At 63.6% G+C, this 17799-nt stretch carries 18 protein-coding genes and 1 pseudogene; 12 read left to right on the forward strand and 7 right to left on the reverse strand.

From position 1 onward, the window contains the following. Nucleotides 1-79: 79 nt before the first annotated feature. Entirely contained in the window at nucleotides 80-880 is an 801-nt protein-coding gene (locus tag Q0D31_RS17060; protein ID WP_291853519.1) for a helix-turn-helix transcriptional regulator, read from the reverse strand. 70 nt (nucleotides 881-950) lie between these two features. Here Q0D31_RS17060 and Q0D31_RS17065 point away from each other — a divergent pair, with 70 nt between their 5' ends. The 4 genes and pseudogenes from Q0D31_RS17065 to Q0D31_RS17080 form a co-directional block, all read left to right on the forward strand. Then, nucleotides 951-2132, forward strand: coding sequence for an MFS transporter (locus Q0D31_RS17065; protein WP_291853522.1), 1182 nt, complete (start codon nucleotides 951-953; stop codon nucleotides 2130-2132). A gap of 113 nt (nucleotides 2133-2245) precedes the next feature. Then, the gene (locus tag Q0D31_RS17070) at nucleotides 2246-2659 is read left to right on the forward strand and encodes a hypothetical protein (RefSeq protein WP_291853525.1); all 414 of its coding nucleotides are present in this window, start codon (nucleotides 2246-2248) and stop codon (nucleotides 2657-2659) included. Next, the gene (locus Q0D31_RS17075) at nucleotides 2659-3330 is read left to right on the forward strand and encodes an OmpA family protein (protein WP_291853528.1); all 672 of its coding nucleotides are present in this window, start codon (nucleotides 2659-2661) and stop codon (nucleotides 3328-3330) included. Before Q0D31_RS17070 ends, Q0D31_RS17075 begins: the two co-directional genes overlap by 1 nt. A 39-nt stretch (nucleotides 3331-3369) precedes the next feature. Further along, a pseudogene (locus Q0D31_RS17080) lies at nucleotides 3370-3492 on the forward strand (amino acid ABC transporter substrate-binding protein); the annotation flags it as partial. Nucleotides 3493-3820: 328 nt separating this feature from the next. Here the strand turns inward: Q0D31_RS17080 and Q0D31_RS17085 are convergent. Then, nucleotides 3821-4054: a hypothetical protein gene (locus Q0D31_RS17085; protein WP_291853532.1), complete on the reverse strand. Its 234-nt coding sequence runs from the start codon at nucleotides 4052-4054 to the stop codon at nucleotides 3821-3823. A gap of 205 nt (nucleotides 4055-4259) precedes the next feature. On the opposite strand from Q0D31_RS17085, the gene Q0D31_RS17090 reads away from it, so the two are divergent. The 4 genes from Q0D31_RS17090 (at nucleotide 4260) to Q0D31_RS17105 (ending at nucleotide 8184) form a co-directional block, all read left to right on the forward strand. Beyond that, complete coding sequence (locus Q0D31_RS17090) at nucleotides 4260-4619, forward strand: hypothetical protein (protein ID WP_291853535.1); 360 nt, start codon at nucleotides 4260-4262, stop codon at nucleotides 4617-4619. Nucleotides 4620-4843: 224 nt separating this feature from the next. Then, nucleotides 4844-5770, forward strand: coding sequence for an SMP-30/gluconolactonase/LRE family protein (locus tag Q0D31_RS17095; protein ID WP_291853538.1), 927 nt, complete (start codon nucleotides 4844-4846; stop codon nucleotides 5768-5770). 149 nt (nucleotides 5771-5919) lie between these two features. Further along, nucleotides 5920-6513, forward strand: coding sequence for a GNAT family protein (locus Q0D31_RS17100; RefSeq protein WP_291853541.1), 594 nt, complete (start codon nucleotides 5920-5922; stop codon nucleotides 6511-6513). A 27-nt stretch (nucleotides 6514-6540) separates the two neighbouring features. After that, nucleotides 6541-8184 carry a GMC family oxidoreductase N-terminal domain-containing protein gene (locus Q0D31_RS17105; RefSeq protein ID WP_291853544.1) on the forward strand — a complete coding sequence of 548 codons (1644 nt, stop codon included), beginning with the start codon at nucleotides 6541-6543 and terminating at the stop codon, nucleotides 8182-8184. Nucleotides 8185-8360: 176 nt separating this feature from the next. On the opposite strand, the gene Q0D31_RS17110 is transcribed toward Q0D31_RS17105, so the two are convergent. The 4 genes from Q0D31_RS17110 to Q0D31_RS17125 all read right to left on the reverse strand — a co-directional run bounded on the left by Q0D31_RS17110 (nucleotide 8361) and on the right by Q0D31_RS17125 (nucleotide 12269). Further along, a complete protein-coding gene (locus Q0D31_RS17110; protein ID WP_366518525.1) occupies nucleotides 8361-8855 on the reverse strand; it encodes a septal ring lytic transglycosylase RlpA family protein in 495 nt (164 codons plus the stop codon). Nucleotides 8856-9509: 654 nt separating this feature from the next. Continuing rightward, a complete protein-coding gene (locus Q0D31_RS17115) occupies nucleotides 9510-11012 on the reverse strand; it encodes an NAD(P)/FAD-dependent oxidoreductase (protein WP_291853552.1) in 1503 nt (500 codons plus the stop codon). A gap of 74 nt (nucleotides 11013-11086) precedes the next feature. Beyond that, nucleotides 11087-11929, reverse strand: coding sequence for a MoxR family ATPase (locus Q0D31_RS17120; RefSeq protein ID WP_291853555.1), 843 nt, complete (start codon nucleotides 11927-11929; stop codon nucleotides 11087-11089). 97 nt (nucleotides 11930-12026) lie between these two features. Continuing rightward, nucleotides 12027-12269 (reverse strand): GlsB/YeaQ/YmgE family stress response membrane protein, encoded by a 243-nt coding sequence (locus Q0D31_RS17125; protein ID WP_291853558.1) that lies wholly within the window; start codon nucleotides 12267-12269, stop codon nucleotides 12027-12029. Nucleotides 12270-12393: 124 nt separating this feature from the next. Between Q0D31_RS17125 and Q0D31_RS17130 the strand changes: the two genes are divergently transcribed. From Q0D31_RS17130 to sseA, 3 genes are all read left to right on the forward strand, one after another. Further along, on the forward strand, nucleotides 12394-13569 hold the full coding sequence (locus Q0D31_RS17130) for a VWA domain-containing protein (protein WP_291853561.1): 1176 nt from the start codon (nucleotides 12394-12396) through the stop codon (nucleotides 13567-13569). A 182-nt stretch (nucleotides 13570-13751) separates the two neighbouring features. Next, entirely contained in the window at nucleotides 13752-14162 is a 411-nt protein-coding gene (locus tag Q0D31_RS17135; protein ID WP_291853564.1) for a rhodanese-like domain-containing protein, read from the forward strand. A gap of 121 nt (nucleotides 14163-14283) precedes the next feature. Then, on the forward strand, nucleotides 14284-15141 hold the full coding sequence (sseA, locus tag Q0D31_RS17140; protein WP_291853566.1) for a 3-mercaptopyruvate sulfurtransferase: 858 nt from the start codon (nucleotides 14284-14286) through the stop codon (nucleotides 15139-15141). A 166-nt stretch (nucleotides 15142-15307) separates the two neighbouring features. Here sseA and Q0D31_RS17145 read toward each other — a convergent pair whose 3' ends face one another. After that, a complete protein-coding gene (locus Q0D31_RS17145) occupies nucleotides 15308-16036 on the reverse strand; it encodes a hypothetical protein (RefSeq protein ID WP_291853569.1) in 729 nt (242 codons plus the stop codon). A gap of 374 nt (nucleotides 16037-16410) precedes the next feature. On the opposite strand from Q0D31_RS17145, the gene Q0D31_RS17150 reads away from it, so the two are divergent. Continuing rightward, nucleotides 16411-17649, forward strand: coding sequence for a L,D-transpeptidase (locus tag Q0D31_RS17150; RefSeq protein WP_291853570.1), 1239 nt, complete (start codon nucleotides 16411-16413; stop codon nucleotides 17647-17649). Nucleotides 17650-17799 lie beyond the last annotated feature (150 nt).

Genomic DNA, 17799 nt, shown 5'->3' on the forward strand with positions numbered 1-17799 from the left:
CAGCTAATTTACTGCAATCTTATACAGGATTCCCGGCGATGCCGATCACAATCAAGCGCATGGAGTGCATGGAAATATGTCAGGCCTTCCCGGCAAACGCCGTCGGCGTCTTGCCGGTGACCTGCCGAAAGGCGTGGGAAAACGCAGGCACGCTGGCATAGCCGAGATCCGAGGCCAGCTGCTTGACGGCGACGTTGCCATCCGTCGACATTTTCTCGATCGCCGCCGCAATGCGGGCGCGCTGACGCCAGCTCTTGAAGCTTAACTGCGTCTCCGACGAGAACAGCCGCGACAGGGTTCGCGCCGAGGCGCCGACCTCGCGCGCCAGCGCCTCGATCTCGTGGGCGCCGCACGGATCCGCGAGCACGATGTCGGCGGCGCGCCGGCAGCGCGGCTCATGCGGCAGCGGGATGAAGGTCGTGGAATCCTCGGCCCGGTGCAACTCAAGCATGGTCAGTTCGACCAGAACCGCGGTGCGCTCGGGCGTATTGCGGTCGTCGAACAGCGCCAGAATCGCCTGGTGCAGCAGCGGCGATACCCGCACCACGAATTCCTGCGCCAGGCTCGTGCTGCGCGGTTCGCGGTCGAGCCACGCCAGGTCGAAATACAGCGTCCGCATCTCGATATCGGCCAGCACGTCGATGGCATGTTCCGACAGCGCCGGGACCCAGACGGCCCGGTCCGGCGGCACCAGCCAGCGGCCCTTCGGGGTTGTGACCTGCATGGTGCCCTTGGCGGCGTAGACCAGTTGCGCCTCGCGGTGCATGTGGGCGTCGAGCCGAACGCCCTTCCGGTAGCTGTTGGCGATCATGTGGATGCCGTCGCCGGTCGAGGTCAGGCGCCCGATGATAGCGGAAATTGGCTTCTCGGCGATATTCATTGGCGACATCCCGTCAGGACAACCACGTATAACCTGTTTCCCTGCGTGGATTCGACCGGAATTTCGACCCATGAACAGCCCCAGCCGGGTCATTGGCTTCGTCAACGCCGCCCATTTCATCGACCATTATGCCATGCTGATCTTTGCCGCCGCCGTCATCATCATGGGCCCGGCGCTCGGCATGGCCTATTCGGAGCTGCTGCCCTACGCCACCCCGGGCTTCGTCGCCTTCGGCGCGGGCTCGCTGATCACCGGCTGGCTCGGCGACCGCTGGAGCCGCCGTCATATGATGGTGGTCTTCTTTGCCGGTATCGGCGCGTCGATGATCGCGGTGGGCCTCGTGCAGACCCCGCTGCAACTCGGGGCGGCGCTGCTGTCGATCGGCCTGTTCGCGTCGATCTATCACCCGGTTGGAACCGCGATGATCGTGTCCTACGCCGACAGGCTCGGGCGCGAGATGGGCCTCAACGGCGTCTGGGGCAATCTCGGCGTGGCGTCCTCGGCGCTGGTCACCGGCGTGGTCGGGCAATATCTTGGCTGGCGCTGGGCCTTCATCGTGCCCGGAATCGTCACCATGCTGATCGGCATCGTGTTTGCGCGGATGGTGGTTCATGAGGACCGTTCCGGCTTCAAGCAGGCGGCGGCGCAGGCGCGGGTGGCCAAGCAGGACATGTGGCGGGTGATACTGGCGCTGCTGATCGTCATCATCGCGATCTCCACGACTTTCAACGCCATCACGGTGGCGCTGCCGAAACTGTTCGCGGAGCGGCTGGCCGAGCTGACCAACAGCCCGGCGGTGCTGGGGTTGATCGCAGCCGGCGTTTACGTGTTCGGCGCCATGACGCAATACACGATCGGCAAGCTGATCGACCATTACTCGCTCAAGACCGTGATGCTGCCGCTGTCCTTCCTGCTGGCGCCGTTCCTGTATTTCGCAGCGACGCTCTCGAACCTGCCGCTGATCATCGCTTCGATCGGCATCGTGATGGGCGCGTTCGGACAGGTCACCGTCAACGATGCCATGGTCGGCAAATACACCAGCGAGGAATGGCGCTCGCGCGCCTATTCGGTGCGCTACTTCATCGGCTTCACCGCGGCCGGCGCCTCCGTCGGCGTGGTGGCATGGCTCTATGAGCAGGGTGGCTTCGTCACCATGCTGCAGGCGTTTGCCGCGTTGTGCCTGTTGGTGATCGTGGCTGCCGTCATCCTGCCCCGGGAGATCAAGGTTCCGGCGGCGCAAACCGTGGCGTAGCAAGCTAACGGCGATGGGGCAGGCGACGCCTGTTGCAGCGCAACATAACCGAGCGGGCATTTACAAAAAGATGCATCTTGACCGTCGCCCCCCTCCTTGTGTGAGGTGCGCGCATGAACCGATTCCGATTGTTGCTGCTTTCCGTTGTCATATTCCTACCGTCACTGGCGGCGGCCCAGGTGATCAAGTTTGAGGAGGCGGCGGCTATGCTGGCCGCGAGCTGCGGCAAGGACCTCGATGACAATTGCCGCGGGGTCAATTTCGACGCTGGCCGCCTGAAGGATTGCCTGGTTCGAAACCAGGACGTGGTGTCGGCGAAATGCCAAGCCGACTACCCGCGCGCGTTCGCGGCGCTTCAAGCCCGTATTTCCGCACGCGCCGCCGTCACCAAGCAGTGCCAACGCGACGCCGACAAGTTTTGCGCCGAGGAGCAAAAGGAGGGCAGGTCGCTGCAATGCCTGATCGCGGGGCCGCGCGGCGTGAGCGCCAACTGCAACAGGGCGCTCAGCGCAGGGGGATATCGCTGATGCGCGTGGGCAGGCTGTTTCTTTGCGGCGGCGGTTTCGTGATGAGCTTGCTGGCGGTTCCGGCGCTGCCGATACCGCAGGTGCGGGCGCAGACGGCGGCGCCGGCAAGCGGCATTGCCGACAGGCTTGCCGGGCTTGATACCGCGCCTGAAATCGACCTCGCCGCCTTGCGCCAGCAAGCCGCCGAGCGGATCAAGGCGAGGGCGGACGCCCAGCCGCAACGACGGCCGCCGATTGCGCCGCAGCTTGCGCGATTGCCGCAAGTTCGTTTCGAGGTCGTGTTCGACGCGGACTCTTCCGTCGTCAGGCCTGCCTCCTACCAGACGATCGGAAGCATCGCAGACGCGTTGTACGATCCCAAGCTGCAGCCTTATCGCTTTCTGATCGTCGCTCACGTCGAATCCGCCGGCCGGCGCGACCACAATCTGGCCCTGAGCCAGCGGCGCGCCGAATCGATCCGGGACGTTCTGGTATCGACCTTCAAGGTTTCGCCGAAGCGACTTCAGGCGCTCGGCCTCGGCGAAGAGCAGTTGCAGGACGTCAATCGCCCGGCGTCGCCGGTCAATGCGCGCGCCCAGATCATTACGGTCGGAAAAATGGAAATCGTCGATCCGGCAAAGCCGGCAACCCCGGCGCAAAAAGGCGGCGCGGCGGCCAAGAAGCCGCGCTGACTATCCGCATGTGGGTAAAGCGCCGACGGCTTACGCCAGGCGGTTGCGGTGCCGCCCGATCGCCCGCTGTCACTGGCGTTCGCGGCCAGGTTCCTGACCGAGGCGATCGCCGATGGCACGCTGCGCAAGGCCTATGACAATAATGGTCTGAAGGATTGGTAGATCCGGACGCAAACCAGATAGCCCGACGCCGCGTCCGGCTCGACGGTTTCAACCGTGCCGGCCCCCTCAGTCCCGTCGACATGCCGCCGCGGTCACTGGCGAGGTATCGCCGATAGCCCCGAGCCATTAACCCGAGCCATCGGCCACCGGCTCCGGCGGGTCATTGCGGTCCTTGATGTGGTGCAACGCCTGCGGTGGCCGCCGACATCTAGCCGTGAACAAAGGTGTACGGTCTGGAATCAGCGATTCGGGCGCGATTCGTTCCACCGGCGTTCCGAACATTAAGCTGATGGGGTATGCCCGTCGCGTTTTGATACAGAGCGGCGCGTCAGACCCGTTCGGCGGCTTTTTCAGATCGCGCGCGGGGCAGCCGCCAGCCGACCACCGTCGCCGCGACCACGCCGCCGGTGTTGTCGTTGCGCCACTGGCCGTCGATCCAGCGGCAGGCAAATGGCAGCAGATAGGTTCCGCTGTGATCCTCGCAAAGGACTTCCATGGGCTGGTCCTTCGGCGGATCTCCGCTGCCATCGAATTGCGCCAGCCGCTTTTCACGAGTCGCCATGAACTCAACCTCCACGCGGAAGCCTGCAGGACCCAAGGTCATCGGCCAAACCAAATCAGGGCCCTGCAACAGCTACCAGCACACCGCCTGAATGAGGTATCAATGTGGTATCGGCGAGGTCGATGGCCGAAGTCGCGCAAATTGCCGTGATAATGCCTCTGGCATGCCGAGCGCGCTTTTCAGTGAGGATTTGATGATTGTCCAGATGACCAGAACAGCTTTCGCCCTGACCGTGCTGCTGACGGCGTCTCTCCCGGCGACCGTTCGCGCGCAGGACGTTCCCGGCATCGAGATCTGCACCGTCGAAAAGACCATGGAGCGGCGGACCAGTTGCCTGCAGAGCAATGTCGACTTCCTGCAGAAGACGATCACCAAGCTTGCCTCGGACCAGCAACAGAAGATCGACGCCGCCAACCGGCAGGTAGAAGCGCTGAAGAGCACGGTCGCGGGATTGCAGAGAACGGTGGCCGAGCTGCAGTCGGCGCAGAACAAGGCAACGGAAGACGCGAAGAAGGCCGCGGTGCCCAAGGACGCAACGCCAGCGACGAAAGAAGGAGCGAAGTGACAGGAGTATGTGGGGTTGGGCCGACGCGCCGGGCTTCCGGCGCCATAGCAAGAACGTCGACCCGCTGACCTGGCGCCGCCGCATTGCTGCCCTGCGCCCCGCCGTCGCTCGCGTTTGCTTGGCAAGCGATATCGACTTTGCCATAACATCCCGCAACCAATTGTCGCGCGTGCGGGGTCGAGCCAGGAATCCGCCTGCAGCCAAGAGCAAGCCGGGAGGATTTCATGGGCAATATCCGCGTTCTCGCCACCGATCTGGAGTTTCCGGAGGGTCCGGTGGTGATGCCCGACGGCTCGGTATTGCTGGTCGAAATCCGAGGGAAAAGGCTGACGCGAGTCTGGCCGGATGGACGCAAGGAGGTCGTTGCGCAAATTCCCGGCGGCCCCAACGGCGCCGCCCTCGGGCCCGACGGCAAGATGTACATCTGCAACAATGGCGGCTTCAGCTGGATTCCAACCCGCAACATGATCATGCCGGGGCCGCAGCCCGACGACTATCTCGGCGGCTCGATCCAGCGCGTAGACCTGCAGAGCGGCAAGGTCGAAACAGTGATCGATAAATGCGGCGAGCATGCGCTGCGGGGGCCGAACGACCTGGTGTTCGACCGGCACGGCGGGCTCTGGTTCTCCGATCTCGGCAAGCGGCGCGCCCGCGAAATGGATGTCGGCGCGTTCTACTACCTCAAGCCGGGTATGAAGGAGATCGTCGAGGCCGTCCACGGCGTGCTGCCGGCCAACGGCATCGGGCTGTCGCCGGACGAGAAGACGGTTTACATCGCGGAAACCCCGACGGCGCGGTTGTGGGCCTATGAAATCTCCGAGCCCGGCACCATCAAGCCGCGCGACGCGATCTATCGCGGCGAGCGCGGCAAGCCGATCGCGGGTCTCGGCGGCTACCAGATGTTCGATTCGATGGCGGTGGAGGCCAACGGCAATGTCTGCGTCGCGACCCTGGTGTCGGGATGCATCTCGGTGATTGCGCCCGACGGCAAGCTGGTCGAGCAGGTGCCGACCGGCGATCGTGTCACGACCAATATCGCCTTCGGCGGGCCCGATCTGAAGACCGCCTACATCACCTTGTCAGGCAAGGGCGAGCTGATCGCGATGGACTGGACGCGCCCTGGCCTGGCGCTGAATTTTTTGAACAAGTGACGATTGCGCCAAAGCGCAATCGTCATCCCGGGGCGATGCGAAGCATCGAACCCGGGATCTCGAGATTCCGGGTCTGGTGCTGGCGCACCATCCCGGAATGACAGACGATAGATCGCTTTCGCTCCTCGCGGTTCGGAGAAGAATAAGAGATGGCCTTTCTTGAACCGGTTACCCTCCAGGGCGCGCATGCGCGGCTGGAACCGCTGTCGCAGGATCAATGCGACGGGCTGACGGAAGCGGTGCGCGACGGCGAACTGTGGAAGCTCTGGTACACCTTCATTCCGAAGGCCGAAGACATGCGCAAGGAGATCGACCGCCGCATCGGCCTATTCGCGGCCGGCGCAATGCTGCCGTTCACGGTGTACGATGCCGACGGCCGGATCGTGGGCATGACGACCTACATGAACGTCGATGCGGCCAACCGTCGCGTTGAGATCGGCTCCACCTGGTACGCCGCGCGGGTGCAGCGCAGCGCGCTCAATACGCAATGCAAACTGCTGCTGCTGACGCACGCCTTCGAGAAGCTCGATTGCATTGCGGTGGAGTTCCGTACCCACTTTTTCAACCACCAGAGCCGGCGCGGCATCGAACGCCTGGGCGCCAAGCAGGACGGTATCCTCCGCAACCACCAGATCGCGCCAAACGGGACGTTGCGCGATACGGTGGTCTACAGCATCATCGCCAGCGAATGGCCGACGGTGAAGGCGCATCTCGATTATCAACTCAACGAAAAGACGCGGTAGGCTTTCAGCCGCGCCAGAAACGATACGATGGAAACGTTCGACTATGTGATTATCGGCGCGGGTTCCGCGGGAAGCGTGCTCGCCAACCGGCTCAGCGAAGATCCCGCCACCCGCGTCTGCGTGCTGGAGGCCGGACCGCGCGACTGGCATCCCTACATCCATCTGCCGGCCGGCTTCATCAAGACGTTCCACATGAAGAGCGTCAACTGGGCCTACCAGCAGGAGCCGGGGCCGTGGACCGGGGGGCGCAGCATCTACGCGCCGCGCGGCAAGACGCTCGGCGGATCTTCGTCGATCAACGGCCATATCTACAACCGCGGCCAGCGGCAGGATTTCGACACCTGGGCGCAGCTCGGCAACCGCGGCTGGGGTTATCCCGACGTCTTGCCCTATTTCAAGAGGCTGGAGCGGCGGATCGGGGAGGGCGATGAAACCTATCGCGGGCGGGACGGCAACCTGACCGTCACCACCATGGACTGGCAGGATCCGCTGTGCGAGGCGTTCATGGCCGGGGCCATCAGCCTCGGCATCCCGCGCAATCATGATTACAACGGCGCGATCCAGGAGGGCGTCTCCTACGCCCAGCGCACGATTCAGAACGGGCTGCGCGTCAGCGCCGCCACCGCGTTCCTGCATCCGGCGCGCAAGCGGCCGAACGTCGAGGTGCGAACCCACGCCCATGTCACCAACATCGTCTTCGAAGGCAAGCGCGCGGTCGGCGTGCGCTATCTCAAGGGCGGCAAGAACGGCGCGCCGGTCGAGGTGCGCGCGGGCAGGGAAGTCATTCTTTCCGGCGGAACCTATAACTCGCCGCAGGTGCTGCAACTGTCCGGCGTCGGCTCGCCGGAACTATTGGGATCGCTCGGCATCGAGGTGCGCCACGCCCTGCCGGGCGTCGGCGAGGGCCTGCAGGACCACTATGCTCCGCGATCGGTCGCGCGCGTCAAGAACATCCGGACCATCAACGAGCTCCGGCGCGGCGTGAGCCTCTGGGTCGAGGCGCTGAAATGGGCGACGACACGGCGCGGCCTGCTGTCGCTGTCGCCGACCATGGTCTATTGCTTCTGGCATTCCGGCGAGACCACCGAGAGCTCGGATCTGCAGCTGACGTTCACGCCGGCGAGCTACAAGGAGGGCGTGCAGGGCCAGCTCGAGGACGAGCCCGGCATGACCGTCGCGTCCTGGCAGCAGCGGCCCGAGAGCCGCGGCTATGTGCGGATCCGTTCGGCCGATCCGTTTGCGCCGCCGATCATCCAGACCAACTACCTGGTCGAGGAACTCGACCGCCGCGTCGTCGTCGCCGGCATGAAGCTAGCGCGGCGGCTGCTGTCGTCGGCGCCGCTCGCGCCATACTACGCCTATGAGGATTTTCCCGGCCCCAAGGTGCAGAGCGACGACGAATTCCTCGCCGCCGCGACCGAACGCGGCACCACCACGTTCCATCCCGGCTGCACCTGCCGGATGGGCCCGGCGGACACCAAATGGGCCGTGGTCGACGACCAGTTGCGCGTCCACGGGCTGCAGGGCTTGCGCGTGGTCGACGCCTCGGTCATGCCGCGGATGATCTCGGCCAATCTCAACGCCTCGACGCTGATGATCGCCGACAAGGCTTCCGACATGATCCGCGGCAAGGCCGCGCCCGAGGCGGTCAGGTTCCCCGCGCAGGCCTAGGTCCTCATGAAATCGGCTACGGGATGCGAGAGTTGAGGCGGCGCAGAAGGTAGCCCGGCCAGAGCGGATAGATTGGAGGCGAATTGCTTGCCATTGGCGCGAAGCTCAGTTGCTCTTCAGCGGTACAGCATCCTGCTGTCCAGACGGCCGCGCTCCGCTTCTTTCACATGCGATGTTCAGCCCACCGGGCCGGGGATCCAGTAGTCGCCGGTAAGCGGCCTGACGACGACGCTGTAAATTACTCCGCGCTGCAGGCTCGGATCGAAATAGCGCATCGCCCGCTCGTTGAGGTCAATGATGCGGCCAGGCGTTAGCGGCCCGACGTCGTTTATCTTGACGATGACCTTCTTACCTACGGCCTCGACGAGGGCGTATTTCGGCCTCTTGCCATATCGGACCCCACCGAATTTCTGGCGCAAGCTCGTCTTGATGGCGGCGGTCCACGCCGAGGGATCATAGCGCTCGCCGGAAGCTGTGTTCGGGCCGCCCTCCCGCCATCCGGGCCGGAACGGATTGTATGTGGAAGCAGCGCCAACGATCGCATCCCCAGAAGCTTGAGCGACGGCGGCACTTGAATGAACTGCAACGATTTCACCTCGAGCAACGTTCACAGAAAGCGCAAGCGCAAATACGGCGCCGCAGATTGCGGCGCGCGAGCGAACCAACATCATAACTCCTTGATTGATTTTCTAGAACATTCGGTCCCCGATGCCGCAAGAGATGGTCGAGCGAACGCAAATGCGTTGACGAACCCGCGCCATTTTTTTCGGATCGTGCCAATCTTTGGCAATGGAACCGTTGCGGGAACCAGTGTGGTCCCGCACAGGTGTTCTTAGTTCTCGCGGACTAAGACAGAAATTGCGTCAGTAGCATGACTGACCAGAATCTCTTGGTAGGGCCGAACAGGCGCAAGCCTCTGCCGGTATCCGCGAGGGATGGTCGATGCATCAGTCGAATTTGTTCTGGAGGCAAGCGAGCCAACGCAACCACGCCTCGCGGCTTGGATAGGAATTTGACTTCGGCTCAATGACACACGCTGACGCGATACGCCTGGCGATGCGCCACTTCCGGCCAGTGCAGCGTGTCGATCGACGGTGATGGTGCCGATCGCGCGCGAGACGCAGGGGCGAATCTCGTGATTGTACCGCTTTTGCTGGTCGCTGAGGAAGTTGTCGCGGTGTTTCGCCGTCGACGGCAATGAAGGCCGATGGCGCAGACGCGCATTCGCCGCGCCGTCAGTTAGATATCACCTCATAGCCGGCGCCGTTCAGGGCGCCGAGCAGCAACGGGGCCGCAGATGACGGCGATGGCGTCGCGGTCCGGCTTCAGCCGTAGACGAAAGCCCGATCCTTGAGGTCGATGTTCGGAAACTCGTCCTTCTCCGCCCAGTAATCCTGGTTGTGCTGCCATTCCGGCTTGTCGCCGCGCTTGGGCAAGAGGTGCATTCCGCGCATCATGTAGCCGGGATTGAAGTTCTCCGGATCGATCCAGGGCAACAGCGGCATGTTGTGGTCTTCGGGGCGCAGCTGCGGCGTGACCTTCTTGGCGCCGGTCTCCTTCATGTGCTTGAGCAGCCGGCAGACGAAGTCGGCGACCAGGTCGACGCGCAGCGTCCAGCTGGCGCGGAAATAGCCGAACACCCAGACGAGGTTGGGGACGCCGGTGAACATCATGCCGCGATAGGTCACGGTATCGGCGAAGTCGAGCTTCCTGCCGTCGACAGCGAATTCGATGTCGCCATTGGCCGACAGGTTGAAGCCGGTCGCGGTGACGATGATGTCGGCTTCCAGTTCCTTGCCCGACTTCAGCAGGATGCCTTTTTCGGTGAAGCGGTCGATCTCGTCGGTGACGACGGAGGCCTTGCCGGACTTGATGCCCTGGAACAGATCGCCATCGGGAATGAAGGCGATGCGCTGCCGCCACGGCCGGTATTTCGGCGTGAAGTGAGTCGCGATGTCGTAGTCCTCGCCGAGATAGGCTTCGACCGCGGACAGCAAATCCTTTTTGGCGGCTTCGGGCTCCTCGAAGGTCTTGCGGGTGAAGGCGTCCTGCTCGAACAGGATCTTGCGCCGGGTGATTTCGTGGATCCATTTCTCGTCGACCTGGAGCTGGCGCAGCTGCTCGGCGATTTCGATCGCGTTGCGCCCGGTGCGGAAATAGGTCGGCGAGCGCTGCAGCATGGTGACATGCGCGGCGTCCCCCGCCATCGCCGGGATCAGCGTCGCCGCGGTCGCGCCGGAGCCGATGACGATGACGCGCTTGTTGCTGTAGTCGAGATCCTCCGGCCATTTCTGCGGATGGACGATCGGGCCCTTGAACTTGGCCATGTCCTTCCACTGCGGCGTATAGCCTTCGGTGTGGCGGTAGTAGCCCTGGCACATCCAGAAGAAATTGGTGGTGAAGCGGCGCCTCTCGCCGGTGTCGGTCCGGACCGCCTCGATGGTCCAGAGATTTTCCTCGCTCGACCATGTCGCCGACTTGATGGTGTGCTGATAGCGGATGTGCCGGGACAGATCGTTCTCCTCAATCACCTCGCCCATGTATTTGAGGATTTCAGCCGCGGTCGCGATCGGCGCACTGGTCCATGGCTTGAAGCGGTAGCCGAACGTATGCAGGTCGCTGTCGGAGCGGATGCCGGGATAGCGGTGGGTGGTCCAGGTGCCGCCGAACGTCTTCTGCGCTTCCAGCGCCACGAAGGTCGTACCCGGACATTGGGTCGCGAGATGATAGGCCGCGCCGACGCCGGAGATGCCGGCGCCTGCGATCAGGACGTCGAAATGCTCGGTGGCGGCGGATGAAGCCGTGTCGATCTGGGCCTGAACGTTCATTTTCCCCGCTTTTCTTCGTTTGTCGCCAGACCAGGGCCGCAGCCGTGGTTTTGACGCCGTGGAGTCTTGCGAACTTACACTTCGCGACGGCTGAGGAAGGCCAACCGCTCGAACAAATGCACGTCCTGCTCGTTCTTGAGCAGCGCGCCGTGCAGCGGCGGGATCAGCTTGCGCGGGTCGCGCTCCCTGAGCATTTCCGGCGTCATGTCCTCGTTCAGCAGCAGCTTGAGCCAGTCGAGCAGCTCCGACGTCGAGGGCTTCTTCTTCAGGCCCGGCACTTCGCGTACCTCGAAGAAGATGCGCAAAGCCTCTTCCACCAGGCGCTTCTTGATGCCGGGGAAGTGGACGTCGACGATCCGGGTCATGGTGTCGGCATCGGGGAACTTGATGTAGTGGAAGAAGCAGCGGCGCAGGAACGCGTCCGGCAGTTCCTTCTCGTTGTTCGAGGTGATCATCACGATCGGGCGCAGGCTGGCCTTGATGTTCTCGCCGGTCTCGTAGACGAAGAACTCCATGCGGTCGAGTTCCAGCAACAGGTCGTTGGGGAACTCGATATCGGCCTTGTCGATCTCGTCGATCAACAGCACCGGGCGCTTGTCGTGGGTGAAGGCGTCCCACAGTTTGCCGCGCTTGATGTAGTTCGAGATATCCGAAACCCTGGCGTCGCCGAGCTGGCTGTCGCGCAACCGTGACACCGCATCGTATTCATAAAGGCCCTGTTGCGCCTTGGTGGTGGACTTGATGTGCCACGTCAGCAGCGGCGCGCCGAGCGCTTTGGCGACTTCCTCCGCCAGCACCGTCTTGCCGGTGCCGGGCTCGCCCTTGATCAGCAGCGGGCGCTCGAGCACGATCGAGGCGTTGACGGCGACCTTGAGGTCGTCGGTGGCGACGTAGTTCTTGGTACCGGTAAATTTCATCTCGCTGTTTGCCTTGTGGTTCGTTCTTGAGCCGCTCTCGGCCTGAACAGTAAGCGACCGCCGGCCCGGCGGTCGCGATTGGAGTTGGTGCGCCTCGTCAGCGTTTGATCAGCGACAGGATGACCAGAATGATGACCGCGCCGATGGTGGCGTTGACGATATCCCGGATCCAGCCCGCGCCCAGGCTGACGCCCAGTTGCGGCAGCATCCAACTCGCCAGCAGCGCGCCGATGATGCCGATCACGATGTTGCCGAGCAGGCCGAAACCAGCGCCGCGCACGATCAGTCCGGCAAGCCAGCCCGCGACCGCACCGATGATCAGTGCCGCTATGATGCCCATCGAATTTCCCCCGCCGGAATAAGCCCTTTATGGCTCGATTGTAAATGAAAAACCCCCCCGGTCCAGGTCTGTCAGCCATGCGCTGGCCCTTGACGGGCGCGGCCCGGCGGGCGATCTGTATCCCATGTTCCTGCAATTCTTCACATCGCTGCGCGACGCACAGGTCCCCGTGACCCTGCGCGAATACCTGACGCTGATGGAGGCGCTCGACGCCGACCTCGCCGATCAGACCGTGGAGAACTTCTACTACCTTTCCCGCGCAGCGCTGGTGAAGGACGAGCGCAACCTCGACAAGTTCGACCGCGTGTTCGGCACCGTGTTCAAGGGGCTGGAAAGCCTGCTGGATGCGATGGACAAGGCGGACATTCCCGCCGAATGGCTGAAGAAGCTCGCGGAAAAATACCTCACCGAGGATGAGAAGAAGCAGATCGAGGCGATGGGCTGGGACAAGCTCATGGAGACGCTTCGCCAGCGCCTGAAGGAGCAGCAGGGTCGCCATCAGGGCGGCAACAAATGGATCGGCACCGCCGGCACCTCGCCGTTCGGCGCCCACGGCTACAATCCCGAAGGCGTGCGGATCGGGCAGGAGAAGAACCGCAACAACCGCGCCGTAAAGGTGTGGGACAAGCGAGAGTTCAAGGATCTCGACGGCAATGTCGAGCTTGGCATCCGCAACATCAAGATCGCGCTGCGCCGGTTGCGCAAGTTCGCCCGGACCGGCGCGCCGGACGAGCTCGATCTCGACACCACGATCAGGAAAACCGCCAACCAGGGCTATCTCGACGTCCACATGCGGCCGGAGCGACGCAACGCGGTCAAGGTGCTGGTGTTCTTCGACATCGGCGGCTCGATGGACTCGCATATCGAGCAGGTCGAGGAGCTGTTCTCGGCGGCGAAGTCCGAATTCAAGCACATGGAGTATTTTTACTTCCACAACTGCCTGTATGAGGGGGTCTGGAAGCAGAACAAGCGCCGCTTCACCGACCGCACGCCGACATGGGACGTGCTGCACAAATACCCGCATGACTACAAGGTGGTGTTCGTCGGCGACGCCTCGATGAGCCCGTATGAGATCATGGTGCCCGGCGGTTCGGTCGAGCACGTCAACGAAGAGGCCGGCTCGGTCTGGATCGAACGCATCACGCGCACCTATCCGCATGCGGTGTGGCTCAATCCGGTGGCGCAGAAGCACTGGGATTATTCGGAATCCACCACCATCATCCGTCGGCTGTTTTCGGAACGCATGTACCCGATCACGATCGAAGGCCTCGAAGGCGCGATGAAGGAACTGGTGCGTTAACCACCGTCATTCCGGGGCGCGAAGCGAACCCGGAATATCGAGGTTGCTTCACTCGCTCCAGATTCTCCGATGTGCAATTGCACATCGTAGTTCGATGCTTCGCATCGCCCCGGAATGACAGGAGCCTGGATTTGACAGGAAAACGGCGGGCGTCGGATAGCAACAAGGACGAGGTGCAACCAATGGCCCAGACCATCCATACCGGAATCAAAGCGCTGATCGAGGAAGCCAATGCCGAGATCGAGACGGTCAGCGCCGAGGACGCCATCAAGGCTGCGACCAGCCCCGACGTCGTGATCGTGGATATCCGCGATCCCCGCGAGATCGAGCGCGAGGGCAAGATCCCCGGGGCGTTCTCCTGCACCCGCGGCATGCTGGAATTCTGGATCGACCCGCAAAGTCCCTACGCCAAGCCGATCTTCCAGCAGGACAAGAAATTCATCTTTCACTGCGCCGGCGGACTTCGCTCGGCGCTCGCCGCCAAGACCGCGCAGGACATGGGCCTCAAGCCGGTCGCCCATATGGGCGGTGGTTTCGCCGCCTGGCGCGACGCCGGCGGCCCGATCGAGAAGTGGGAGCCGAAGAAGAAGTAGGCGGCTATATTCTCCGTCATTCCGGGGCGCGCGCCGGCGCGAACCCGGAATCTCCAGAACCTCCAGATTCCGGGTCTGCGCCTGCCGGCGCATCCCGGAACGACAATCAGGAACGCGCCCCATGTCCGTTGCCACCGATCCGCTTCTCTCGACCGACTGGCTTGCCACCCACATTGGCGATCCCGGCGTCAAGATCATCGACGCTTCTTTCAAGATGCCGGGCGTGCTGCCGCTGCCGAAGGACGATTATCTCGCATCGCACATTCCGGGTGCGGCGTTCTTCGACGTCGACGCCGTGTCCGATCATTCCAACCCGTTGCCGCATATGTTTCCGTCCGCGGAACAGTTCGGCCGCGACGTCGGCGGCCTCGGGATCAGCAACGACGATACGGTCGTGATCTATGATTCCGGCGGTTGGGTCGCCGCGCCGCGCGCGTGGTGGATGTTCCTGTCGTTCGGGCACCGCAACGTGCGCATCCTCGATGGCGGCCTGAAGAAATGGGTCGCGGAAGGCCGCAAGGTAGAGCGCGGCGAGGTGACGCCCAGGCCTGCCGTGTTCAAGGCCACGCTCGACCCGCGGCGCACGCGCAGCATGCAGCAACTGATCGCCAACCTCGCCACCCAAGCCGAGCAGGTGATCGATGCGCGCGCCAATGATCGCTACCAGGGCAAGGTGGCGGAGCCGCGTCCGGGCCTGCGTTCCGGTCACATCCCCGGCAGCCTCAGCCTGCCTTACAACCGGCTGTTCGACGCTGCGACCGGTACGATGAAATCACTGAACGAACTGCGCGCCGCGTTTACGGAGGCGGGCGTGAAGCTCGACGCGCCCATCGTCACCAGTTGCGGATCCGGCGTCAGCGCCGCGGTGCTGACGCTGGCGCTCTATCGCCTCGGCGTCGAGAACCCGGCGCTGTATGACGGCTCGTGGACGGAATGGGGCGCGGCGGGCGGGCCTCCGGTCGCAACCGGCCCGGCCTGATCGCCCTTGCGGGGGTTGATCCTACTGCGTCAAGATTGCTCGACCTCATCCTGATGAGGAGCACGCGAGTAGCGGGCGTCTCGAAGGATGTAGACCACAGACGGGGCCACATGGTTCGAGACGCGCTTCGCGCTCCTCACCATGAGGGTCTTATGACGCAGCAAGATTAATGCGGGTTTCGGAAGCCCAACTCTTGAGTAAACGGGTCGAATAGCCGTTGTGGCTGCGCCGCCTGTTCCGCAAGGGCCGCCTCTCGCGCCAGCCGCGCGCGCCGGGCGGCGGCCCGCCGTCGCTCCCGGGCCCGCTGCGCCGCCCGCTTTTTGACCGCGCTACGGTCCGGGCTGGCATCGGTCGTTCTTGCCGATGTCTTTTCGTCAACAATGACCGCAAGGCCGCCGAGGGTTGCGATCCGGGCCGCGCCGCCGTCTTTGCGCGAAAGCCCATCCTTCGCCGGCGGCAGCTCCGGTGTTTCAATGATTGCAGCGAGCTTCGTTGCCGCATTGGCAGCAGGCGTCTCGGGCTCCGCGGGCGCGGCCACCGTTTCCGTTATGGCTTCGATGACAGGGGGGGGCGGCGGGACCGCGGTTTCGGCAAGCCCAGCTTCTTCCGATGCCGGCGCGGCCAACTTCCCGGTTTCCACCAATGCGGCGTCCGGAGCTTGTTCGGCTGGCGACACGGTATCCGGAGCGATTTCTGCGGCGGCGGCGTCGGCCGGGGCGGGCTTCTCCGCCGCGGGTGGATCGACCCGCAGCAAGGCCAGGGTCGGCATCGCGGGGAAGTTCTGCCGGGAAAACACCGGCTCGGGCGGGGCCCGTCGCGCGGGATGGTTGGCGAATTCTTCATGTGCGGCGCGCAGCAAAGCGGCGGCGCCAAGCCCGAAAACCAGGATCGACACTGAAAGGACGATCGCGGTGAACAGGAATCGAAAACCGGGGAGCATGGACACGAGTTCCGCCGTGCCGTTGGCAGGGCTGTTGATGTCAAGGGAACGCGGTGATCACGATGTGACCGGCTTCGCAGTAGCGAATCAGGTTGATTCGAGACTATCTCAGTCCTCCGCGATTTTTTGCTGCAAAAGCCGCGCTTGAGCCTGTTCCGTTGCCCGACATGGGCGATTTTCGGCGCGCTGATGCATCTTTGCCGCAGCTTTCCGGTCGATCACAAAGTGCCCGATCCGGTCCGAATTTCAGGGAATAGTCTTGAATGTGCCGCTATCTTCCGCCATCTGGCGTTAACGGTCCGGTGGGGCTAGGGGTCTACAAAAAGGCGATGATGATCAACCGCATTCTGACGATTTGCGCCGCTATTGCCGCTGGCGTGGCGGGAGCGCCGGCTGTCCATGCGCAGCAGGGCTATCCGATGCCTCCCGGCCCGGTTTATTCGACGTCCCCCCGACCTTATGTCCCAGGTGGGTACCTGTTCGATGAACGTCGTGGCCCCGGCGCGCCGGATGTTGACGCCTTGGACGATGATGAAGCACCGGGCTCAACCGCCTTGCCGCCGCCTGGCCCGGTACTTTCGCCGAATGATCCGCGCTATGGCCGTCCGATGGGCGCGCCGATCTATACGGACCGCGGCGTACCGATGCCCACCGGGCCGATCCTTTCTCCTGATGATCCGCGTTATGGCCGTCCTGCAGGTCCGCCGCCGGTGATCTATGGCGACCGTCCAGCCGGCGCCGCGCCACCGACTTATTCGGATCGCGGCGACAGTCGGATTCCCGGTTCTGGAATCGTCTATCCGAATGACGATCGCGTCTTGCGTCCACCGGAGGCAGTCGGCGTGGCGCCTGGCGCCGTCGGCGCGCCCCCGCAATCGCCGCAGCCTGCTATCGGAGCCGACGGCAGGCCGTTGCAGCTCGCCGCGCTGCCGCCGGAAGAACAGCCGGACGCCGCCCCCGCGCAGCTTCCTCCCCACCTGCGTCGTCAGGAAGTGGCCTTCGCCACCAAGGAGCCGGCGGGAACCATCGTCGTCGATACCTCCAACACCTACCTGTATTATGTTCTCGGTGGTGGCCGCGCGGTTCGTTACGGCGTCCGCGTCGGTCGCGATGGCTTCACCTGGAACGGCGTGCAGAAGATCACCCGCAAGGCCGAGTGGCCCGACTGGCATCCGCCGACCGAGATGATCGAGCGCCAGCCCTATCTGCCGCGTTTCATGGCGGGCGGCCCCGGCAATCCGATGGGGGCGCGTGCGATGTATCTGGGTTCGACGATCTACCGCATCCACGGCACCAACCAGCCCTCGACGATCGGCAAATTCGTCTCGTCAGGCTGCATCGGCATGCTGAACGAGGACGTCTCGGATCTGTTCGAGCGCACCAAGGTCGGCACCCGCGTGGTGGTGATGCCCGGTGGCCCGCCGCCGGGAGCGGCGACCGCTTCGGCCGCGCCGCCCCCAGGTCCTGCCACCGCCGCGTCCGCGCCGGCTCAGACCCAGCTGGCGCCGGTTCCCGGCGCGCAGCCCACCGTAGTGCCGCCGCTACCCGCACCGGTCACGGTTCGTTAGAGCCGGATGACTTTTCTTCGTATCGTCATCCGTCGTCCGTGAAGAACTCCCAAGCCGTTGATCTGGAATCTGGAAACGGTGTTTTGTCGTAGCTGGATTTGCCGGAAAACAGGCCTTGGGAGCGCGATTCCTTGCAAACTCGATTTGTGA

The sequence above is a fragment of the Bradyrhizobium sp. genome, assembly GCF_022844465.1.
In the GTDB taxonomy this organism is placed as follows: Bacteria; Pseudomonadota; Alphaproteobacteria; order Rhizobiales; family Xanthobacteraceae; genus Bradyrhizobium.